Below are 17826 nucleotides of genomic sequence, written 5' to 3' on the forward strand. Positions count from 1 at the left end.
GTACCTCCCCCTAATTATTGTTACGAATCTGTTTTATTTCATAGGATTTTCCGTAATTTAGAGAATAAATCTCTCCCTCGCGATGTAAAATGTCCCTTTTTCTTAAGCGCTGAATGGCTTGTTCAATTAATGGGTGCAAATTATGGTCAACACCATAAAACAATGTTCTATAATGTCTTTTCGGCTGCCCGCCTGCTTTCCCTGATGGCCAAAATTGTTCTATAACTATTTTCTCAAATTCAAGTTCGATGATTTCATCTATTGATGTTATAACACTATGCTGCTTGTCGATAATGTCAATGAATGAGTCTGAGTCACTTCCACTACAATTAATAAATTGAATCTCTCTTTCTTCATTTATGTCATTTTCAAATATACAGTTGTAAAATTTGCAATCAATGAAAGAAGTTTTGGAAAAAGTTGATTTCTTGAAATTCATGTTTGAAAAAGTGCTTGAATAAAAGACACTGCTAACTATCTTATATGAATCGAATTGGAATTCCTTAAGATTGATCTCGTTTTGCATCATATCTCTGTAATCTCTTGTTAATCTGTTCATTAACCTTACATCAACATCAAAATTCTCCTCATTGGAAAAAGCCAGGGAAATAGATTGAATTTTTTTATAAAGCAGTTCCCTTTGTTGCTGGTCACGTATTGAATAAGAAGTGCATGCTAAGTCAATAAATTTAATGTCCATAATATCTAGTTCATCTTTTTCACACATAGCGTTACCCAACAAAATCCCAAACACAAACTCATTAATGAATGCAACCTGATCAAAGGACCCATTCCGGTCAAGTAATACATGACCTGCCAATGTATTTGCTAATCGATCGGAATCTGGCCTATCAACACTGTAGTACCTTTTCCTAGACATCTCCAGGACGTCCAAAAAGTCAGTAGAAATAATTCGTTTGATATTTTCTCGTAAATCAGAAGTAATTCCTAATACGGCCATCTTATACGCCAGCCCTTGAAATATTTCCAACTGTTCCCCTGTTTCTAGCTTCAAATTTTGACGATCTCTTTCCCTCTCTAAAAGGCGAGAGAAATATTTATCAATTAATTGATCAGCATTATTACAGATCGGAACAAACTCTTCAATTGATAAACTTCGAATAAAAGCGAGAATAACAGGATTTAATAATTTCTCAATGCTGCCATCCAACCTGTTGATTACGCTATTTTTTTCTCCACCAATCCAGTCACGTATTGAAGGCTCGTTCAAAATAAATCTTGAAACCTTGAAATCATTTTCTCTATTCTCAATCCACTGATAGAATTTGTCACCAGATAAAAGTGCGCTCTTTCTTGATGTAAGAATTATTTTTGCATTATCCTTTAACATATCACCAATGGTATCAAGCATTGATTCAACTTCGTCAAAGTCAGCATCTGCTTCAGCATGACTTCTAATCATTAATTCATCAAAACCATCTACAATCAAAGGAATTCTACCATTATATATTTCCATTTTAACTAAATCAGAATTTAGATTAGGGAAATTCTTATCAATTTCATCTAGTAATATATATCGGAAAATTTTGGCTGTCCTATTTCGCGATAATTCTGACATCACAGGGACACTATTGTTATTTTCCTGTGAGACAAATTGATTAATAATTTCATAAACTGTGCATGTCTTCCCAAATCCCGCAGCTGCCTCCAGAACTATTAGACTGGGCCCCTGTTCAACTAAGAGAGAGAGTATATGACTAATTAAGTCATCATGCCTTTGGGTATTTTCAAACAAATAATTCCCTTTTATATACTCATATTGAATACCTAGTAGCTTCTTTTGATTTTCTGCGAACTCACTGTACGTTTTTTTTACTCTTTCCCTGTAATAGTTAACTTGAAAAAAGCCGTTAAATAATCGGTCGCGAATAGTTTGCAAAGACACAAAGTGAGTTTCTTGGGGATTATAACCTAGTCGTCTTAGTTGCTCCATTGTTTCTGTCATGTCCGAATTGGATAGATTGACCAATTCCGCATTCTTAAAATATCCCACTTTAAAAGCGAATACTAAATATCCAGGTTTTTCTTCAATCAATTCAAACCCGTATAATTCGTATATCTTTTTAATATCTTCTCGATCCACTTCATAGTTCATATATACTACACTCCTTTAATATTATTTCATCTAAATTTATAAAATATCAAATATGCTTTCATCCCCTCACCGCTTCCCGCAATACAAACGCCGGCAACGGCTCACGCATAGTCCACTCCATACTAGTCGGCGCGGACCCGTGGTGGCGCCGATAGTCCGCCAAACCAACACACGTGAACGGCAGCGTCACGCCGTTGTTGCTCTTCTTCTCCCGGACGAAGAACAGGACTGGATGCTTCGTCTCGCGCTGGCGGATGTAGCGTTGGCCGGTAGGCGATGTGGCCGATGTCCTGCTCTGCGATTGCCAGTGGAAGACGCGCTCGTTGATGGCGTAGTCGTGGTACATCGTCGTCGGCGAGTAGTCCTTCTCGGACTTGTTCAACGTGATGAAGAAGACGTCCAGGTTGTGCTCTTGCATGTAGAGCACGCCTTCGCGAAACTCGGAATGCTTCCATGACTTGTGCTTGCCCAGCGCGGCCAACAACTGATCGACGGTGTAGTTGCAGTACAGGTCGATTGGCACGTCAGGTCCAAGCTCCGAGATCGGTCTGCCGACGATGTCGATTTGGTCGAGCTGGCGCTGCAGCATGTCGCGTAATTCGTCGTAGCATAGCGGATGCTGAACGATCCAGTGCAGGGCCGACTCCACGCAAGGGAAGGAGTGCTCCTTCAGATCGGACAACCCGACGCCCCAGAACGTGTAGTACAGCATTAGAAGCAAGCTACACTCCTCATCCGTTAACCCCTGCAACGGCTGACCGTCGGAGTCGAGAATATCATCGATGAGCCGGAGCGAAGTACGAAGGAACCGATGGGAGTTGGCGAAAGTGAGGCGCTCCAAGCCTTTGGCAAGTACCCGTTCCCGCTCTTTATCGAGTCCAGATTCGTACACAACGACGCCTTCCTCAAGGGCTAAGCTATACAAGGTCACCTTCGGAGATCGCCCATACAGCTCCACCGGCTCCACATGCTGTTCCTCGAAGAACCGTCCGATCGGCGCGTCCGGCTGCGAGGTGAAGAAGTCCCGAACCTTCCGCCGCAGATTGCGAATGTTGTTGATCGAATTCTTGATATGATTCAGCACGATCTCCTGCGCCTGGCGTTCGAGTACGATGGAGCAACCCCGAGGCACATTCGGGAAATGGTGCTCCATCTCCTTCACCACCGACCGCCGTTTTCGCGGCAGCAGCGCCTTGAAGCGGTCCTCGAAGCTGTACTCGCGCCGCGCGTGGCCGACGAAGTCGAGCACCGTGAGCGCGTCCTTGCCTTCACATAGCCGCAGGCCCCGTCCGAGCTGCTGCAGGTAGACGGTCAAGCTCTCCGTCGGTCGCAGGAACAGCACGGTGTTGACCTCCGGAATGTCGACGCCTTCATTATAGATGTCGACGACGAAGACGAAGTTGATTTCCTTCGAGACGAGCCTCCGCTTCACGGTGTCGCGCACGTCGTCGCCCGACTCGGCCACGAGGAAGTCAGACGGCACGCCCATCGCGTTGAACTGCTCCGACATGAACGCCGCGTGCGCCTTCGACACGCAGAAGCCGATGCCGACGACGTCCCGAACATCGGTGCAGTACCGTTCCACGGCCTCAAGCACGTACCGAGCCCGGTTCCGGGCGCGTTGGTGGTCGAGGACGTAGACATTTTCGAGATCGGCTTGGGCGTACTTCCCGTTCTCCCACCGTACCTCGCGCAGATCGACGCTGTCGGTCACCCCGAAGTAATGGAACGGCGTCAGCAGCTTCCGCTCGATCGCCTCGTACAGCCGTATCTCCGCCGCGATGCGCCCGCCGAAATATTCGGTATGCACGCTCTTCCCGTCCGCCCGCTCCGGCGTCGCCGTCAGCCCGAGCAGCACCGCCGGCCGGTAATAGCCGAGCAACTCCTGATACGTCGGCGCCGCCGCGTGATGGAACTCATCGACGACGATGTAGTCGTAGAAGTCCGGTGACGTGCGCGCCATCAGCTCCTGCGAGTGGAACGACTGGATCGACACGAACAGATGGTCGAGGCTCGCAGGCGTGATGCCGCCGACGAGCAGATCGCCGAAGTTCAGGTCGCGCAGAATCATGCGGAAGGTGTCTAAGCTCTGGCTCAGAATCTCCTTCCGATGCGCCACGAACAGCAGTCGGCTCGGCCGCCCGGGCCGCGACTGCCGGAACCGGCGATAGTCGAACGCGGAGACGACCGTCTTCCCCGTGCCCGTCGCGGCGACGACGAGGTTGCGCATATAGCCGTGGATGTCCCGCTCCGCCTGCAGCTTATCTAGAATTTCTTGTTGGTAGTAGTAGGGTTGTATCTCGAAAATGGCCCCCCGCCTCTCCCCCTCGCTCCCTCGCGTCCGCTCGGCGAGCAGCGCGCGGCGAAGCGTCGAGGCGTGCAGCTGCGGCACGTAGGTGACGAACTCCGCATGGTTCCAATAATGTTCGAACGTGACTTCGACTTTGCGCACGATGTCCGGCGCGTCCTGCTGCGACAGCTTCACGTTCCATTCGAGTCCGTACGTCATCGCCGACTCGGACAAGTTCGACGAGCCGATGTACAGCGTGTTGAAGCCGGTATTGCGCCAGAACACGTACGATTTGGCGTGGTGGCGGGTCGTTTTCGTATCATAGGAAATCTTGATCTCCGCACCCGGTAGCTTCGCCAGCTCCTCGACCGCCTTCGGGTCCGTCGCGCCCATGTAACTCGTCGTGATGACCCGCAGCACCCCTCCGCGTGCCGCGAACGCCCGCAGCTCCTCAAGCAGCAGCCGGAGGCCGCTGAACTTCACGAACGACACAAGGAAGTCGATCCGGTCGCTCGTCGCGATCTCCTTGCGCAGCTCGGCGATCATGTTCGGCTCGTGCGCGTCGCCGGTGAACAGCGTGCTCGCCGCGAGTGAGGTCGCGGGCCGCACCGCCGGCCGCCGCCGCGTCCGCTCCGCAACCTCAAGCAGCTGCTGTGCCTCGGCGTCGATGAGCGCCCCGCGCAACCGCACCGTCAGCGCCGGATCGAGCCGTCCGCCGAACGCGTCGCCGCCGTCGAGCAGCCTAACGATGTGGCGAATGATTTCATTACAAAACGCCACCCGATCAGCCACTTGACGCTCTTCCTTGCTATCTATGTATTCCAGCACTCGTGTCAGCAGGCGCCCCATATACGCGCCGAGCACCTTAGCGGACTCCGCTCCGTCCAGCGGCCGCAGCTCCGGCTCCCACGCCTCGCTCAGCCCGCGCAGCTCCGCCGCGACCAGCTCGTTGACGACTTGCTCATAGATGCCTAGCGTTAGCGACATAGCGTGCTGCGCCTCCCTGTCCGGAATAGAAATTAGCGAGGAAATCTCACTAGTAATAAGCCTAGCCTCACTAATAGCGAGATCTCCTCGCTATTCAGCGACCGGGCACCGTCAGATCCCCTTCGTATGCCGGCACGCCGGGAAGGTCGAGCAGCCCCAAAACGGCGTGCCGTCCTTGCCCTTCCGCTTCACCATCGGCGCGCCGCACCGGCAGGCGACCGCCGAGCCGGCGGCGGCTTCCCGCTTCGCCTGAGCCGCTGCTCGAACGGGAGCCGGAGCCGCAGCTCGAGGTTTGGCGTTGCGCGGCGAACCGGGGGACCATTTTCCCCAGGCTCTTAGTTTCTGTTCGACGATGGCGCCGTGCCAGTACTCTACCTTGCGGTCGTCCGCTTCCTTCTTAGCCGGTCCCGTCAGATCGGACGTGGTGACCAGCAGCGCCAGAATGCAGTCGTGATTCCGCTTCGCCCCGACGAGCTCGCGTACGGTCTGGACGGGCACCATGTTGCCGTCGGCGTAACATTTGGCCTGGACGGCCGTCTTCTCCCCGCGACGATCGACGATGACCAAGTCGACGCCGCCGTCGTTGCCGCCGACGCCCACTTCATGCACCGTATACCCCTGATCGCGAAAATAGAGCGCAAGCAGCCGCTCGAACTCCGGGCCGGATAACCGATCGAGGCCGCTGCCGAGGATCTCCTCATCCGACCGAACCGCCGTCGATGTGCGTTTCGAAGCGGAGGCCGCCTTCCGAGGCGCCGCCGACTTGCTTCGGGGCTTCTTCTCCGCCCGACGCTTCCGGGTCCATGCAGCGCCCGCGATCTCCCCGACGATCACGCCGCCGATCAACAAACCTAAGAACACGCCGAAATGCATCTTTGGGAAAAGATAATACAACCCGAGCGCTCCCAAAACTACGATTCCTCGCAAGAAATACGCCAATTGCCGCCCTTCGGCGCGATATGTGCGTGCCAATGCTCTCTCTCCCCGCTATCTATCGTAACCGTATACGACTGTTAATCTAGTAAATTATTCCCACCTCTAGTGTACCCCCTAAAGCACTAGAATTCTAGTAGAAATTTGGCTCTACCGTAACATGTCGACGTGACAACCGCTCGTCAGCGAACCTATGTTTCATACTCCCTGGACAAAGGCAATCACCTCGGAAAAGGATCCCGGAGAGGCTCCTCCCCTCCAACCGCCGCAGCGTCAAAAAAAGGAGGACCCGCCGAACCCCCGGCACATCCTCCATACGATTGTTCCATTCGTCCTTGGCGAACGATCTGAATCCGCAGCCCCTACCCACGCAATTGATCATCCTTCGGAAGCCAAGCCGTAAGCACGCCGAATAGAGGAAGGAATCCGGAAATGACCATGACCAGCGTTATGCTTGTCATGTCGGCCAACCATCCGAGCGTCGCCGCGCCGAGCGCACCCATCCCGAAGGCGAGGCCGAAGAACAGCCCGGCGACGAAGCCGACCTTGCCCGGCACGAGCTCCTGCGCATAGACGACGATAATGGAAAAGGCCGACGACAAAATAAACCCGGCGAAGACGGCAAGCACCCCCGTCCAAAATAAGTTGGCGAAGGGCAGCAGGATCGAAAAAGGAGCCGTCCCGAGCACGGACGCCCAAATAATGTTGCGTCGGCCGAAACGATCCGCCATCGGCCCGCCGACGAACGTCCCGACCGCCGAGGCGGCAAGGAAGGCGAATAAAAACCATTGCGCATTAGCGATGGACAGACCGAATCCGTCGATCAAGTGGAACGTGAAGTAGCTCGACATGCTTGCGATGTACACGTTCTTGGACATGACGAGCAGGATGAGGATCGTCATCGCCCAAGCGATTCGACCCCGGGTGAGAGGGCGCGCCGAAAGCCGGATCGGGCTCGCCGCCGCCTTGCGCTTCTTCTCCTCCTCGAGCTGCGTGACCTTCTTCCCGTACCATCGAGCCACATAGGTTTGGATTGCGATACCGGCAATCGCGGCGAAGGCGAACCAGATGACGCCGAATTGCCCGACATGGACGAAGAGCACCGCCGTCATGATCGGTCCGAGCGCGCTTCCGAAGTTGCCCCCGACCTGGAAGATCGATTGGGCAAGCCCTCGTCGTCTCCCCGCTGCTAAGTAGGCGACTCTCGACGATTCCGGGTGGAAGATGGCCGAACCGACGCCCATCATCGTCACCGCCAGCAAGATCAGTGCATAAGTCGGCGCCAAAGCGAGCGTAATTATCCCTGCAAGGGTAAAGCACACGCCCACAGGCAAGATGATCGGCAACGGGCGCTTGTCGGCGAAGAGGCCGATCAACGGCTGCAGGAGCGAGGCGGTCAAGTTCATCGCCAGGGTGATCATGCCGATCTGCGCATAACTCAGGTCGAGCTCATCCCTAAGAATCGGGAAAATCGAAGATACCGTCGATTGCATCGTGTCGTTCAACAGATGTACGACACTGACGGCTAACAGGATCGGAAACACCGTCGCTTTCGCGGTGTCTCCAAGGGTCTCAGTATTTTGTTGTTTCGGGTTCTCACTCATTCGTCAGGTTCTTCCTCTCCACGGTCATCTTGTTTCTCTACATGACACCTATTGCACGATATATATGAAAGCCCCGCATCAAGGCATTCCACCGTAACGGGCCGGTCTATCGCCATGGACTTTTCCCCGGCCTACTCCCCGCCGAACCGCCATGAAACCAATCCCCTCCCTCTCGAAAATGCTCCATTCCCCCAAGTCTACCGTTCCTTCATCATTCCTGCCACATCCAAGTTCGAAAAAGGATACCCGATGAACTCCGTTGACGATCGCTCGCGGGTTTGAGACTATTTTCCATATCCTGTATCGCCCTGGAGCTCTCGCCATGACGTTGCTGCCGATTGCGCTTCTACTGGTTGTGGTCTATCTGCTCATCGCCAGAAAATCCCGCGTAAGCTTGTTCCGCCGCCTGCTCGTCCCGATGCTGTTCTCGCTGTTCGTCACGCTGCATCTCAAGCATCAATTATGTCGTCAGCCTCATCCCTCACCCGGAGGGCATCAACCTCCCGAGCTCCTACTTACACTTGAACTTCGGCGACACGAACTGGTCGGCGGAGCGATTCCGCGGCGCGTCCCAGATCTCCAGCTGGGTCTCCTTCGCATGGCTGTGCGCGACGGCCGTCGCCGCCTTCGAACGGAAGCGAAGCTAGTAAAAGATAGTTAGCATACTTAAATTTATATAGCTCCGCGAGCGCCGATGTAGTATTCTATCATCCTAGGTATTTCTAACTATTTCATACCGAACCTCAGGGGGAAGACATCACGATGTTTCGAACACACACGAAACGATTGACCGCGCTGCTCGCGGCGGCAGTAACCTTTTCCACACTAGTATCGGGAACCCCGGCAAGCGCAGACGCAAGCCCGAACCCGCTGGAGGGCATCGTCCTCACGAAGCATGATTACCTCGGCTCCGAAGGGTTTGCCAACATTAATTACGAGGACGGGATCTTCTACCTGACCGGAAGGTCCAACCGGGTATACTCCGACGATGGCGGATCGAGCTGGAAGCAACTGTACGGTAACAATACCCAGAGGGACACGGCCGGCGACGGCAACGGGAACTTCCTCTCCGTGACAGGTTCGGGAGGTTATCTTCTTTGGGATACGACCACGCGGGCATTGGAATCGTATGATAAAGAGATCGATTACCCGGGATATGGGCCGTCCATGGCAAGCGTGACTTACTTCAACGGGTCTTATTATGCGGCAGGCTACGAGATGGCCACGATGCCGCAGCTCGGTAGAATCTTTAAACTAAACGACGACGGCGAATCCTGGCAACACATTGCGGTTCAAGGTCCTGCGCTGGAGAACAAGCGTTTCAATAAAATCAGAACGAACGGGACCACGATGGTCGCCGTCGGGGAATACGGTCTGATCGCGACCTCGACGGACGGCGTTACGTGGATCCAGAGAGCATCCGGATCGAGTCAGCACTTGGAGGACGTAACGGTCCCGGCCGACGGCAGCCCGATGATGGCTGTCGGGATGAACAATACGTTCACGATCTCCGAAGACGGCGGGATAACCTGGGAAGCATATGGCTTCAGTTATGATATGGCCGATATCATTAGCGTGACCTATGCTCGCGGGTATTACGTCGTCTCCACCGAGTACGGACAGATTCTCTATTCGACCGATGCTCGGAATTGGACGGAATTCGATCATGGCTTCGGAAGAATCTCGATCCACGCCATTAATATCGACCTGCCGGGGCAGATGGTTCTCGCCGGAGGCGGCGGCCTGGTCTATTCTGTAAGTAAAGCTTCTACCTCCACGGCGTTAGCGAGCAGCGCGAATCCGGCCTCGGCAGGGCAAGAAGTCGTGTTTACCGCGACCGTGTCGAAGCCGTTGAATTCCCCGGTTACGGCCTCGCCGACGGGTACGGTCACGTTTAAGAACGGCGAGTCGGTATTGGGCAGCGTTCCGGTCACGGTAGGACAAGCGACATATGCCGTCTCGGATTTGAGCATCGGCACGCATCAAATTACAGCGGTATATAGCGGCGACGGGGCGTTCGGTACAAGTACATCTGCGCCGGTATCCCAAGTCGTAACCGAAGCTGCGCCTAAGAAGGCCACGACGACGACCGTGATGAGTTCGCGAAATCCGTCTACGGCAGGTCAGTCCGTTACGATTAGTGCGACGGTGACGGGAGCCTCCGGCACGCCGACAGGTACCTTGACCTTCATGGACGGCGGCACGGTGCTGGATACCGTTCCGATGACGGTCGGCGCCGCAACCTACTCGACGACGCAATTCGCGGTAGGGACGCATTCCATCACCGTAACGTACAGTGGAAATGCCGAGTTTGAGGGCAGCGCCTCTGCACCGCTCGCGCAGACGGTAACTGCCGAAGATTCCGGCAGCTCCGACGACGACGGCTCCGGCGGCAGCGGCGGCGGAAGCGAACCGACGACGGGAACGTCGCCGATTCCAACGACACCAACAGCGCCAACGGTGCCGAAGACGCCTGAACAGCCGAGCGCGCCGAAACCGGAAGAGGCCGGGGAAATCCCGCAAGACCCGAACGATATCTTTAGAAGTCAGGTCGTTCGCGCGGACAGCAACGTCATTGCAGGAGTTCAAGCGAGAACGGCGGAAATCTTAGAAAACGGCGGGAGGTTCGCAGCCATCCAATACAATGATATCGGTGAACACTGGTCCATCCCGAACGTCGAAAAGCTGACGAAGCTCGGCGTCATTCACGGGTACCCGAACGGCGGCTTCGAGCCGGATGCGGTCATTACGCGTGCCGAATTCGCCGCGATGATCGACAGAGGCTTCGTGGATATGGCTAGCAGGAACGTTGAGATCAATGAAGAAGATTTCGCGGCATACAGCGATATCGAGGGGCATTGGTCTTCCGATAACTTGAAGCAGCTTGTAGCCGTCGGCGTCATGACAGGTTACGAGGACGGCACGCTCCGCCCGGAACAGACGATCACGCGCCAAGAGATGGCCCTTATGATCACTCGGGTACTGAACGCTTACATTCTGAACCGCGATACATCGGATGTAGCCTTCAGCGACTTGGACGGCGCGTATGGCGCGGAAGCGATTAAGAAGGCTGCGGCATTGGGCATTTTCACAGGGAAAACGGAACAACGCTTCGACCCGCATGCGGGTGCGACGCGCGCCGAATCCCTTCAGACGATCATCAACACGTATACGTTAAGCCCGGCCATCAAGGAAGCGCTGGACAGCTTGAACTGAACGACAGAAAACCACCCATCGGGTGGTTTTCTGCGTTATCAAGTATTGGTTTTGCTGATGCCCCGAACCTGCTCGATATCCATTCCAGTGAGTTCGGCGATCAGTGCAAGCTCGAAACCCTTTTCCAACATGTTCTTCGCTACATCGATCTTACCTTGTTCCACGCCTTTCTCCATGCCCTTCTCCATGCCTTCCTCCAGCCCTTTCGCGACTCCGTCCGCAATAAGGCTGTTTCGTTCCATGAGCGAATGCTCCCGGGCTTCATACAACCGATAGGTCTCTTCGTCGCCGCTTAAGCGGAGCAAGAGTTCTTCGGTTTTCTTCAGGTCGGGGTCTCTCTCGATCAGCTCCCGCCGTTCATGCTCCGGCATGTTTTCCGTCAGATACAGCAGCCAGCGATGCAATGGATTGCTCATATCCTTCGCCATCCTCTCGAATTTAGGAAGTTCCAGAAAATGTACCGGCGGATGCGCCGGCGGAGCAAGGGAGCCCTTTCCTCCAGAACGTGACCGTCAATATTCAATGCGGCGCGACCAAACGAGTGTACACGATCTCGCTCGATCCGAACGCGAACTCGGGCTACAATCCGACGGTGTTCCTCGGCGACTTCACCAAAGACGGCATTAAGGACATCCTGGTCACGATCGACTCCGGGGGCTCGGGGGCGTTCACGTTCGACTACGTCTATTCGTTCGTGCATAATCAGGCTCGCAAGCTGTTCGACTTTAACGCGTACAACGAACAGAACCGGTATGTCGTTAAATTTATAGACGGCTACAGGCTGAGAGTGACGAGCTTGGCGACGAAGACCGACTACCTCATCGACATTAGCGGGCGGGGAGCCAACTACTTGTCGCAGCTGTACGACGCGAACGGCAAGCTGATCAAGCCGGTCCAGGGCGACGCGAACGCAGTGAGCGGCTTTTACCCGGTCGATATGGATCGGGACGGCCGGTATGAAATTCAGGCGTACCAACGTATCACCGGTCTCTACAACGCGGATTCGTTCGGTTACGTGATCAATACGCTGCAGTGGGACGGGAAGCAGTTCGCCATCTGGCAGCAATGGATGGCCATCTTCGGCAGCTCCGCAACCTGACCGCACTAGCGAACCGAGTGCGCTATTAGGGAAGTGCGGCTTCCTTAATAGCGTATTCGCTGCGCTATTTCCGCTTTATCCCTATCGAAAATGGTTGACCCACGCCCAGGGGTTTGAGACAATTATTCCCAAAACCCTCGTTAGCCTGTGGAGGTGGATCATGACGTTCTTGATAATCGCGACGGTGTTAGCCATCGCATATCTACTCATCGCCCGGTGGCTTCGTGCGGATCTGTTCCGCTGCCTGCTTGTCGTCTCGTTGCTCTCCCTGTTCGTCACGCTGCATCTAGGACTCAATTACGTCGGCAGCATGGCGGACAACCCCGAAGGCATCGGATTAACGAGCTCGTATTTGCTCTGGATCTTCGGCGACTCGAATTGGTCGACTTACCGGTTCGGCAACGCGTTCCGCATATCTAGTTGGATCTCGTTCGTGCTTCTCATCGCACTTGCAGGCACCGCCCTCGTCCGAAAACGGGATTAAACGCGACTGTGAACTACTCGTATTCGTAGCTGGTTTTTCGGTACCATTCGATCGCCTTCCGCTTGTAGCAGCCGTCGCGATATCGGCACCACTCGTCCATCAAGCAGAGAAGATTCGCCGTATCCCTAAACCTGCGCAAAGAGATCAAGACGACGGCCGGATCGACTTAAGGTAAGGGAGCGGCGCGTCGTCGGTGAACAGCACGTTCACAACTTGCTCATTGATCCCTAGCTTCAGCATACGTGCGGCCTTCCTTCCCACTATTCTACAGAAAATTTTGGGTCACGATAAAAAAGAAAGAGCTTGCCGCCGGCAGACTCTTCTAATCCTTCCCTCTATGATTTCCCTTAGCCCAAACCCGCCCCTCGCCGCTCATACGCTTCCAACTGCTCGTATACGTCCTTCTTTAGCTTCGCCAACGCCTGATGCTTCAGATGCTCCCTACGCCAGCAAAAGCCGAACAGCTGGTCGCGAAGGTCGTCTTCATCCCGGTACAACCCTTCTAACGTGTCGAGCACCTCTTTCCGCTTCAGGCGGGAGTACATATGGAACTTGCTCGCGACGTCGAACGCGTCACCGTTATGCCTCGAGTAAAAATCTCTTAACCCTAGTACATCGACGTTGTTCCGAATGATGGGTTCCTCCGTGAGCGTAACCGACAGATGCGCCGGATTCGTGAACGCATCCGCAATGTCGATATTGAATCCGAATCGAATGAGCGGATCCAGATCCGTCGAGCTATACGGCGACAAATCGAGTTCGGCGGTCCCCTTCGAATGGTTACAGTTGTAACAGGACGGCACCAAATTATAAAAGGACATCGCTAAAAACGGATACTTCGATTTATGAAAGAAATGGTCGAGCTGGCTCGTCCGTTTCGTCCCGCGGTTCGGCCGCTCCACATTGTCGATGTGATTCCGATTGCAAAACGGGCAGATGCGAATCCTCAACCGTTCCATCAACACGACTGCGTTATAGCCGTGATCGCCGATCGACCGGCCAGCTTCAGCGAAGATGGCGTACATGTTTTTCAGATCCACAATACAATCTGGATAACTATCCTGCTGTTCGCAGGTACGCCGAATTTCATCCAACTGCTCCACTCTCGCCGTAATGACGTATCGGAGGCTGTACCGCGGATCGCAATCCCGGAACCAACGATCGTACTCGTCCTCCGTGTACTCCCCTTTCTTCCGCAGCTGTTCGACGACGGCTTCGTAATGCTGTTGGGCAAATCGGTCCTGAGCCGCTTCATAAATATTAATCATCTCGATCCGCTCCACGACCGCCGCCTGTCGGCAGGTTCTCGTACATGTCCAACAGTCTTCCCGCGATGAGGGGCTCCCCGATCAGCCGGATGATAGATAACAACGACTTTGCCTCTTCTTCGGATAAGGTTACGCTTGGATCTCCCTGTAGTGCTCCCTCCCCGACATGTTCCAACGCTTTGAGCTTCGCGATCACATCGTTAATCTTCTGTCTCGCGAACTCGCCGATCGTCGTGTTCATGAAGAAGCCCGTCGCGAACATATCGTGAATGTTGCCGGCGAACGTGCTCTTCCCTTCCTCTACCCCATCCGTGACGACCGAATGAACGCCTTCGCGTTTCAAATACAACACGCTGGTCCGCGGCAAATCCGAAAGAAGGAAGGGCGAATGAGAAGTTAGGATAATCTGAATCCGGCGAGGATCGCCGTAGATGACGGATACGAACCGGATCAAGTGATCGATGAACCGACGCTGCCATTCCGGGTGCAGGTACAGCTCGCCCTCGTCGATCAGCAGCAGCACGCGGTCGGTCAACCGTTCGTTGCTGCCGTACGGCTGCCCGTCGGCCCGAGAATACAGCCTTGCGAAAAAATTCAAAAATGCCTTCTCCCCCGAGCTAAGCGGCCAATCGAAGTCCAAATACGCATACGCCCGATAGGAACGACGGTAATTCTTAATAAACTCGGACGACTCGCTTGACGCAAGTGCTTCGCTTTGGATCGGGATCATAAACGTAGGATCCGTCCAAAGCGCGTCATCCGTACCTCGATCGACACGGGCGTCGAAGTAATCCAGCATTTTCAGCTTATGGCGCAGCATCGCTTCGACTTCCGCATCTCGATTCCGGTTGATCATCGCCTGGAGGAACGTTCTCGCGAATTGCTGGAACGTCTTCTTGCCCGAATGCAGCGGTTCTAGGCTAAGGATCAGATCGTCGCTCTTCACCAGACGTTCGTCCGAGTAGACCGTCATCTCTTTAAAGAAGCTCCACAGTACAATGCGATAAGCCCGATAATGAAAAATCGTCTCCTTCGTTTCCCGCAGAACCCGATTCTCGTCCCGTCCTTGGATTCGCTGCCGAGACTCGTCAAGCTTGGTTTCGACGTATGCGTCGATCCGCTGGTAGGCGTCCGCGAACCGCCCCAGAGACTTCGCATCCTTGCCGTCGACGTCCCGGATCTTCACGATTAGGTGATTCGGAATTCGCACGGGAAGCGGCACTTTGAATTTCTCTGGGTACTCATGGACGAGCAGCACTTGCCGGTTCAAATCTTCGTCGCGGTGAACGTCGACGAGCGTTTGGCCCGGGACGTCCACGCCTTCGTCCATCCTCCGTTTCTTGTCCCCTCGAATCAAGTAATTCGTGGACAGATTGTAATAATTCGTCAGCCCGTCTTCCTCCGCATGGTCAAAGATGTTGGAGAAAAAGAGAACGGAGCTGTCAGGCAGCCGACGCGAGCTGTCCTGCCGTCGATAGCGCTGTTGGTTCAACAGGAAGCCGGACGGATCCTTGACGTCGTGGAGACGTATGGCCGTATCGTCGTATAAAATGATCGTTTCATCGTGCTCATTCCGAAGAACGACAAGCGCTTCAAAAACATCCTTCCCCTGCGCCCGTACGAGGTAGTTTTTAATGTAATTTAGGAAGCTCGTTTTCCCTGCCCCGTTCTGACCGACAATCGCGGAAATATGTGTCACGATGGCAAGATCCTTATTTTCCTTGTCGATCCGGAAGAAATCCGGTACGTACTCCGGGTTGGGTGACACCGACAGAACCCCGCTCCCCCAATCGAAATGAAACCGGCATTCGGCGGTTAGATGAAACCCTTGATGATGGAACGGTCCGTACCAACGAAACCAAATATATAAAAGCTCCATACGCAGCCTCACTCGCTTCTCATTAATAACAAATGGTATAACCGGCTATTCACTGTAATATGTGGTGATTGAATGTGCAATAGCAAAAGTGATTAAAACCGGTTTTCGTCTATAAATTCAATGTATTCCACTTTATCTTTGGCAATAGAATACTTTCTTTTGCTTTCAGAAGTACTTCTGCTATCTCCTAGTAAAAGATGCTTACTGTTGTTAGACTCTAGTATAAATAAACCATTAAGTATAGCTCCACTGGCAAGCCTGACGTTAACTCTTGTCTTGTTCACGCTTTCTTTTACTAGTGGTATGACAAAACTAAAATATAGACGTAATACAACATAAAAGAGGCAGATCAACCCAAGTAAGAAATAAAAATAAATTGGGTTGGTGTGTACCAATGATCGATAAATGTCAAAGGTTGTATTCTGTTGAGATGCATCAACTAACGACATAAGTTCGTAAGTAATTGAGCTGACGAATAAATAATAAAAAGTGCATAAGGTAGCAGTATGAGTAATTGCCAAAGTATACCGGTAGATCTTAATTTTCTTAAAAACCTTCAATACTTTGTTGTTAATACGGAGTTGGAACTTACTTGTAGGAAAGTGAACAAGATGTGCACCCAGTATAGACGTAATGACCAGAGGGATGAACATAATCCACAACTTATCGATTGTCGCAGTTGGTGTGAAGGCCAATGAGATACTAATAACCAGCAACAATGCTATAGATTCCTTAAAAATTTTTCGAAAAAGCCGTTGTTTGCTACCTTCCAATTCCTTATCAATCTTCGAGGCCCTAAAGAAATCAATCGCCCAGAAAAGAAATAAGATAATAACTATGAATATTGTAAATTTTCCTGAGGGCAACAATTTAAGAATTTCCAACATTATCGGTCTCTCCATTTTGATAAATTAGGTAGCCTCGTACATTTTACAACAGAGTCCGAGGACTCACGAATATTTTCCTAATCATAGAATTCACGAAATGAAACAAAAAAGGACCCGCAGCCGAACCAGATCCTCCAAAGTCGCTATAAAATGATACCCTTCCCGCTTAGTACGCCTGTATACCAAACTTCAGCAGCTTCTTCGGCAGGATATCGTCCAAGTTTTGGATATCCGCATCCTCGATCTCGATCAAGTTGAACCCATACTTGGCGTATATCTCGACCTTTTGGCGTTTACGCTCTTTGTAACGTTCGTCATTTTCCAAACCCCAGTACTCGATGTAAACCTTCCCTACCGGCAAGTAAAAGTCGCAATACACTTCCTCCTCGACCGGAAGCTTCCGTTCGTATGCGTGGACGATCTCGGACATATAGAGCCAGTTATCGATAAGCATCTCCGCTCGAGAACGAACGTAATGTCCATCTGCGGATCGGTGTTTCGCTTCGAATTTCTCCCGAAACCCAACGCTTGCTTGCGGGCTTGGATCCTTCTCCTCCTCTGCCGTCGACTCACCGTTAACGGATTGCATGGTCTCTAGCAGCCGCTTATTCGTAAGGATCCGCTCGTCCCAACAGACATATGGCACGCCGGATTGAGGATGTTCGAATTGTTTACCGCCGATGCTCTCGCCTAGTTTGGTGATGACCCAGCCTTTGACCCCTTTTTGCACTAACCCTAGTTCGGACAGAATCGGGTTCACCCGAAACTTGGATACCTGGAAATGCTTAGCCAAAGCCGTAGCGTTCATCAACTGCCCCTCGATATCCTCGTCGGTAAGGACGATCTCTTTCATTGATTCTTCCCAAGCGATATACACGCCGTGCTGGGGATGCGTCTTCACGACGCCGCCGACCTGCTTTCCATCGTCCGTCAGCGCCCAACTGTCCCCGTCTCTCTGGATATACCCTTTGGCCAACAATCGTTGAAACAAGTCTTTCGTCGGCATGGAGAGTTCTCTCGCAAGCGCAGACGTCGACAAATACTTCACAGACATGACTACATC

13 protein-coding genes are annotated in these 17826 nt (G+C 52.8%); 4 read left to right on the plus strand and 9 right to left on the minus strand.

All coding sequences use genetic code 11. The features are described 5' to 3' along the window. Positions 1-10: 10 nt before the first annotated feature. From FE782_RS01955 to FE782_RS01970, 4 genes are all read right to left on the minus strand, one after another. Complete coding sequence (locus tag FE782_RS01955) at positions 11-2116, minus strand: NACHT domain-containing protein (protein WP_138191947.1); 2106 nt, start codon at positions 2114-2116, stop codon at positions 11-13. A gap of 58 nt (positions 2117-2174) precedes the next feature. Continuing rightward, positions 2175-5393: a DEAD/DEAH box helicase gene (locus FE782_RS01960; RefSeq protein WP_138191949.1), complete on the minus strand. Its 3219-nt coding sequence runs from the start codon at positions 5391-5393 to the stop codon at positions 2175-2177. Positions 5394-5504: 111 nt separating this feature from the next. After that, a complete protein-coding gene (locus FE782_RS01965) occupies positions 5505-6365 on the minus strand; it encodes a restriction endonuclease (protein ID WP_238392304.1) in 861 nt (286 codons plus the stop codon). A 323-nt stretch (positions 6366-6688) separates the two neighbouring features. Then, a complete protein-coding gene (locus FE782_RS01970; RefSeq protein ID WP_138191950.1) occupies positions 6689-7930 on the minus strand; it encodes an MFS transporter in 1242 nt (413 codons plus the stop codon). 322 nt (positions 7931-8252) lie between these two features. Between FE782_RS01970 and FE782_RS01975 the strand changes: the two genes are divergently transcribed. Further along, positions 8253-8591, plus strand: a complete 339-nt coding sequence (locus FE782_RS01975; RefSeq protein WP_138191952.1) for a hypothetical protein — start codon at positions 8253-8255, stop codon at positions 8589-8591. 101 nt (positions 8592-8692) lie between these two features. After that, the gene (locus tag FE782_RS01980) at positions 8693-11146 is read left to right on the plus strand and encodes an Ig-like domain repeat protein (RefSeq protein WP_138191954.1); all 2454 of its coding nucleotides are present in this window, start codon (positions 8693-8695) and stop codon (positions 11144-11146) included. A gap of 38 nt (positions 11147-11184) precedes the next feature. On the opposite strand, the gene FE782_RS01985 is transcribed toward FE782_RS01980, so the two are convergent. After that, positions 11185-11598 carry an Rpn family recombination-promoting nuclease/putative transposase gene (locus tag FE782_RS01985; RefSeq protein ID WP_274388687.1) on the minus strand — a complete coding sequence of 138 codons (414 nt, stop codon included), beginning with the start codon at positions 11596-11598 and terminating at the stop codon, positions 11185-11187. An 89-nt stretch (positions 11599-11687) separates the two neighbouring features. Here FE782_RS01985 and FE782_RS01990 point away from each other — a divergent pair, with 89 nt between their 5' ends. Together FE782_RS01990 and FE782_RS01995 are read left to right on the plus strand one after the other, a co-directional pair. Next, positions 11688-12245, plus strand: a complete 558-nt coding sequence (locus tag FE782_RS01990; RefSeq protein ID WP_202914465.1) for a YybI family spore inner coat protein — start codon at positions 11688-11690, stop codon at positions 12243-12245. 160 nt (positions 12246-12405) lie between these two features. Beyond that, positions 12406-12729 carry a hypothetical protein gene (locus tag FE782_RS01995; protein ID WP_138191958.1) on the plus strand — a complete coding sequence of 108 codons (324 nt, stop codon included), beginning with the start codon at positions 12406-12408 and terminating at the stop codon, positions 12727-12729. A gap of 347 nt (positions 12730-13076) precedes the next feature. On the opposite strand, the gene FE782_RS02000 is transcribed toward FE782_RS01995, so the two are convergent. The 4 genes from FE782_RS02000 to FE782_RS02015 form a co-directional block, all read right to left on the minus strand. Next, positions 13077-13997 carry a hypothetical protein gene (locus FE782_RS02000; RefSeq protein ID WP_138191960.1) on the minus strand — a complete coding sequence of 307 codons (921 nt, stop codon included), beginning with the start codon at positions 13995-13997 and terminating at the stop codon, positions 13077-13079. After that, the gene (locus tag FE782_RS02005; RefSeq protein ID WP_138191962.1) at positions 13990-15876 is read right to left on the minus strand and encodes an AAA family ATPase; all 1887 of its coding nucleotides are present in this window, start codon (positions 15874-15876) and stop codon (positions 13990-13992) included. Before FE782_RS02005 ends, FE782_RS02000 begins: the two co-directional genes overlap by 8 nt. A gap of 92 nt (positions 15877-15968) precedes the next feature. Beyond that, on the minus strand, positions 15969-16763 hold the full coding sequence (locus FE782_RS02010) for a hypothetical protein (protein ID WP_138191964.1): 795 nt from the start codon (positions 16761-16763) through the stop codon (positions 15969-15971). Between the two features lie 166 nt (positions 16764-16929). After that, entirely contained in the window at positions 16930-17817 is an 888-nt protein-coding gene (locus tag FE782_RS02015; protein ID WP_138191966.1) for a glycerol kinase, read from the minus strand. Positions 17818-17826: the final 9 nt, after the last annotated feature.

The sequence above is a fragment of the Paenibacillus antri genome (assembly GCF_005765165.1).
Taxonomy (GTDB): Bacteria; Bacillota; Bacilli; order Paenibacillales; family YIM-B00363; genus Paenibacillus_AE; species Paenibacillus_AE antri.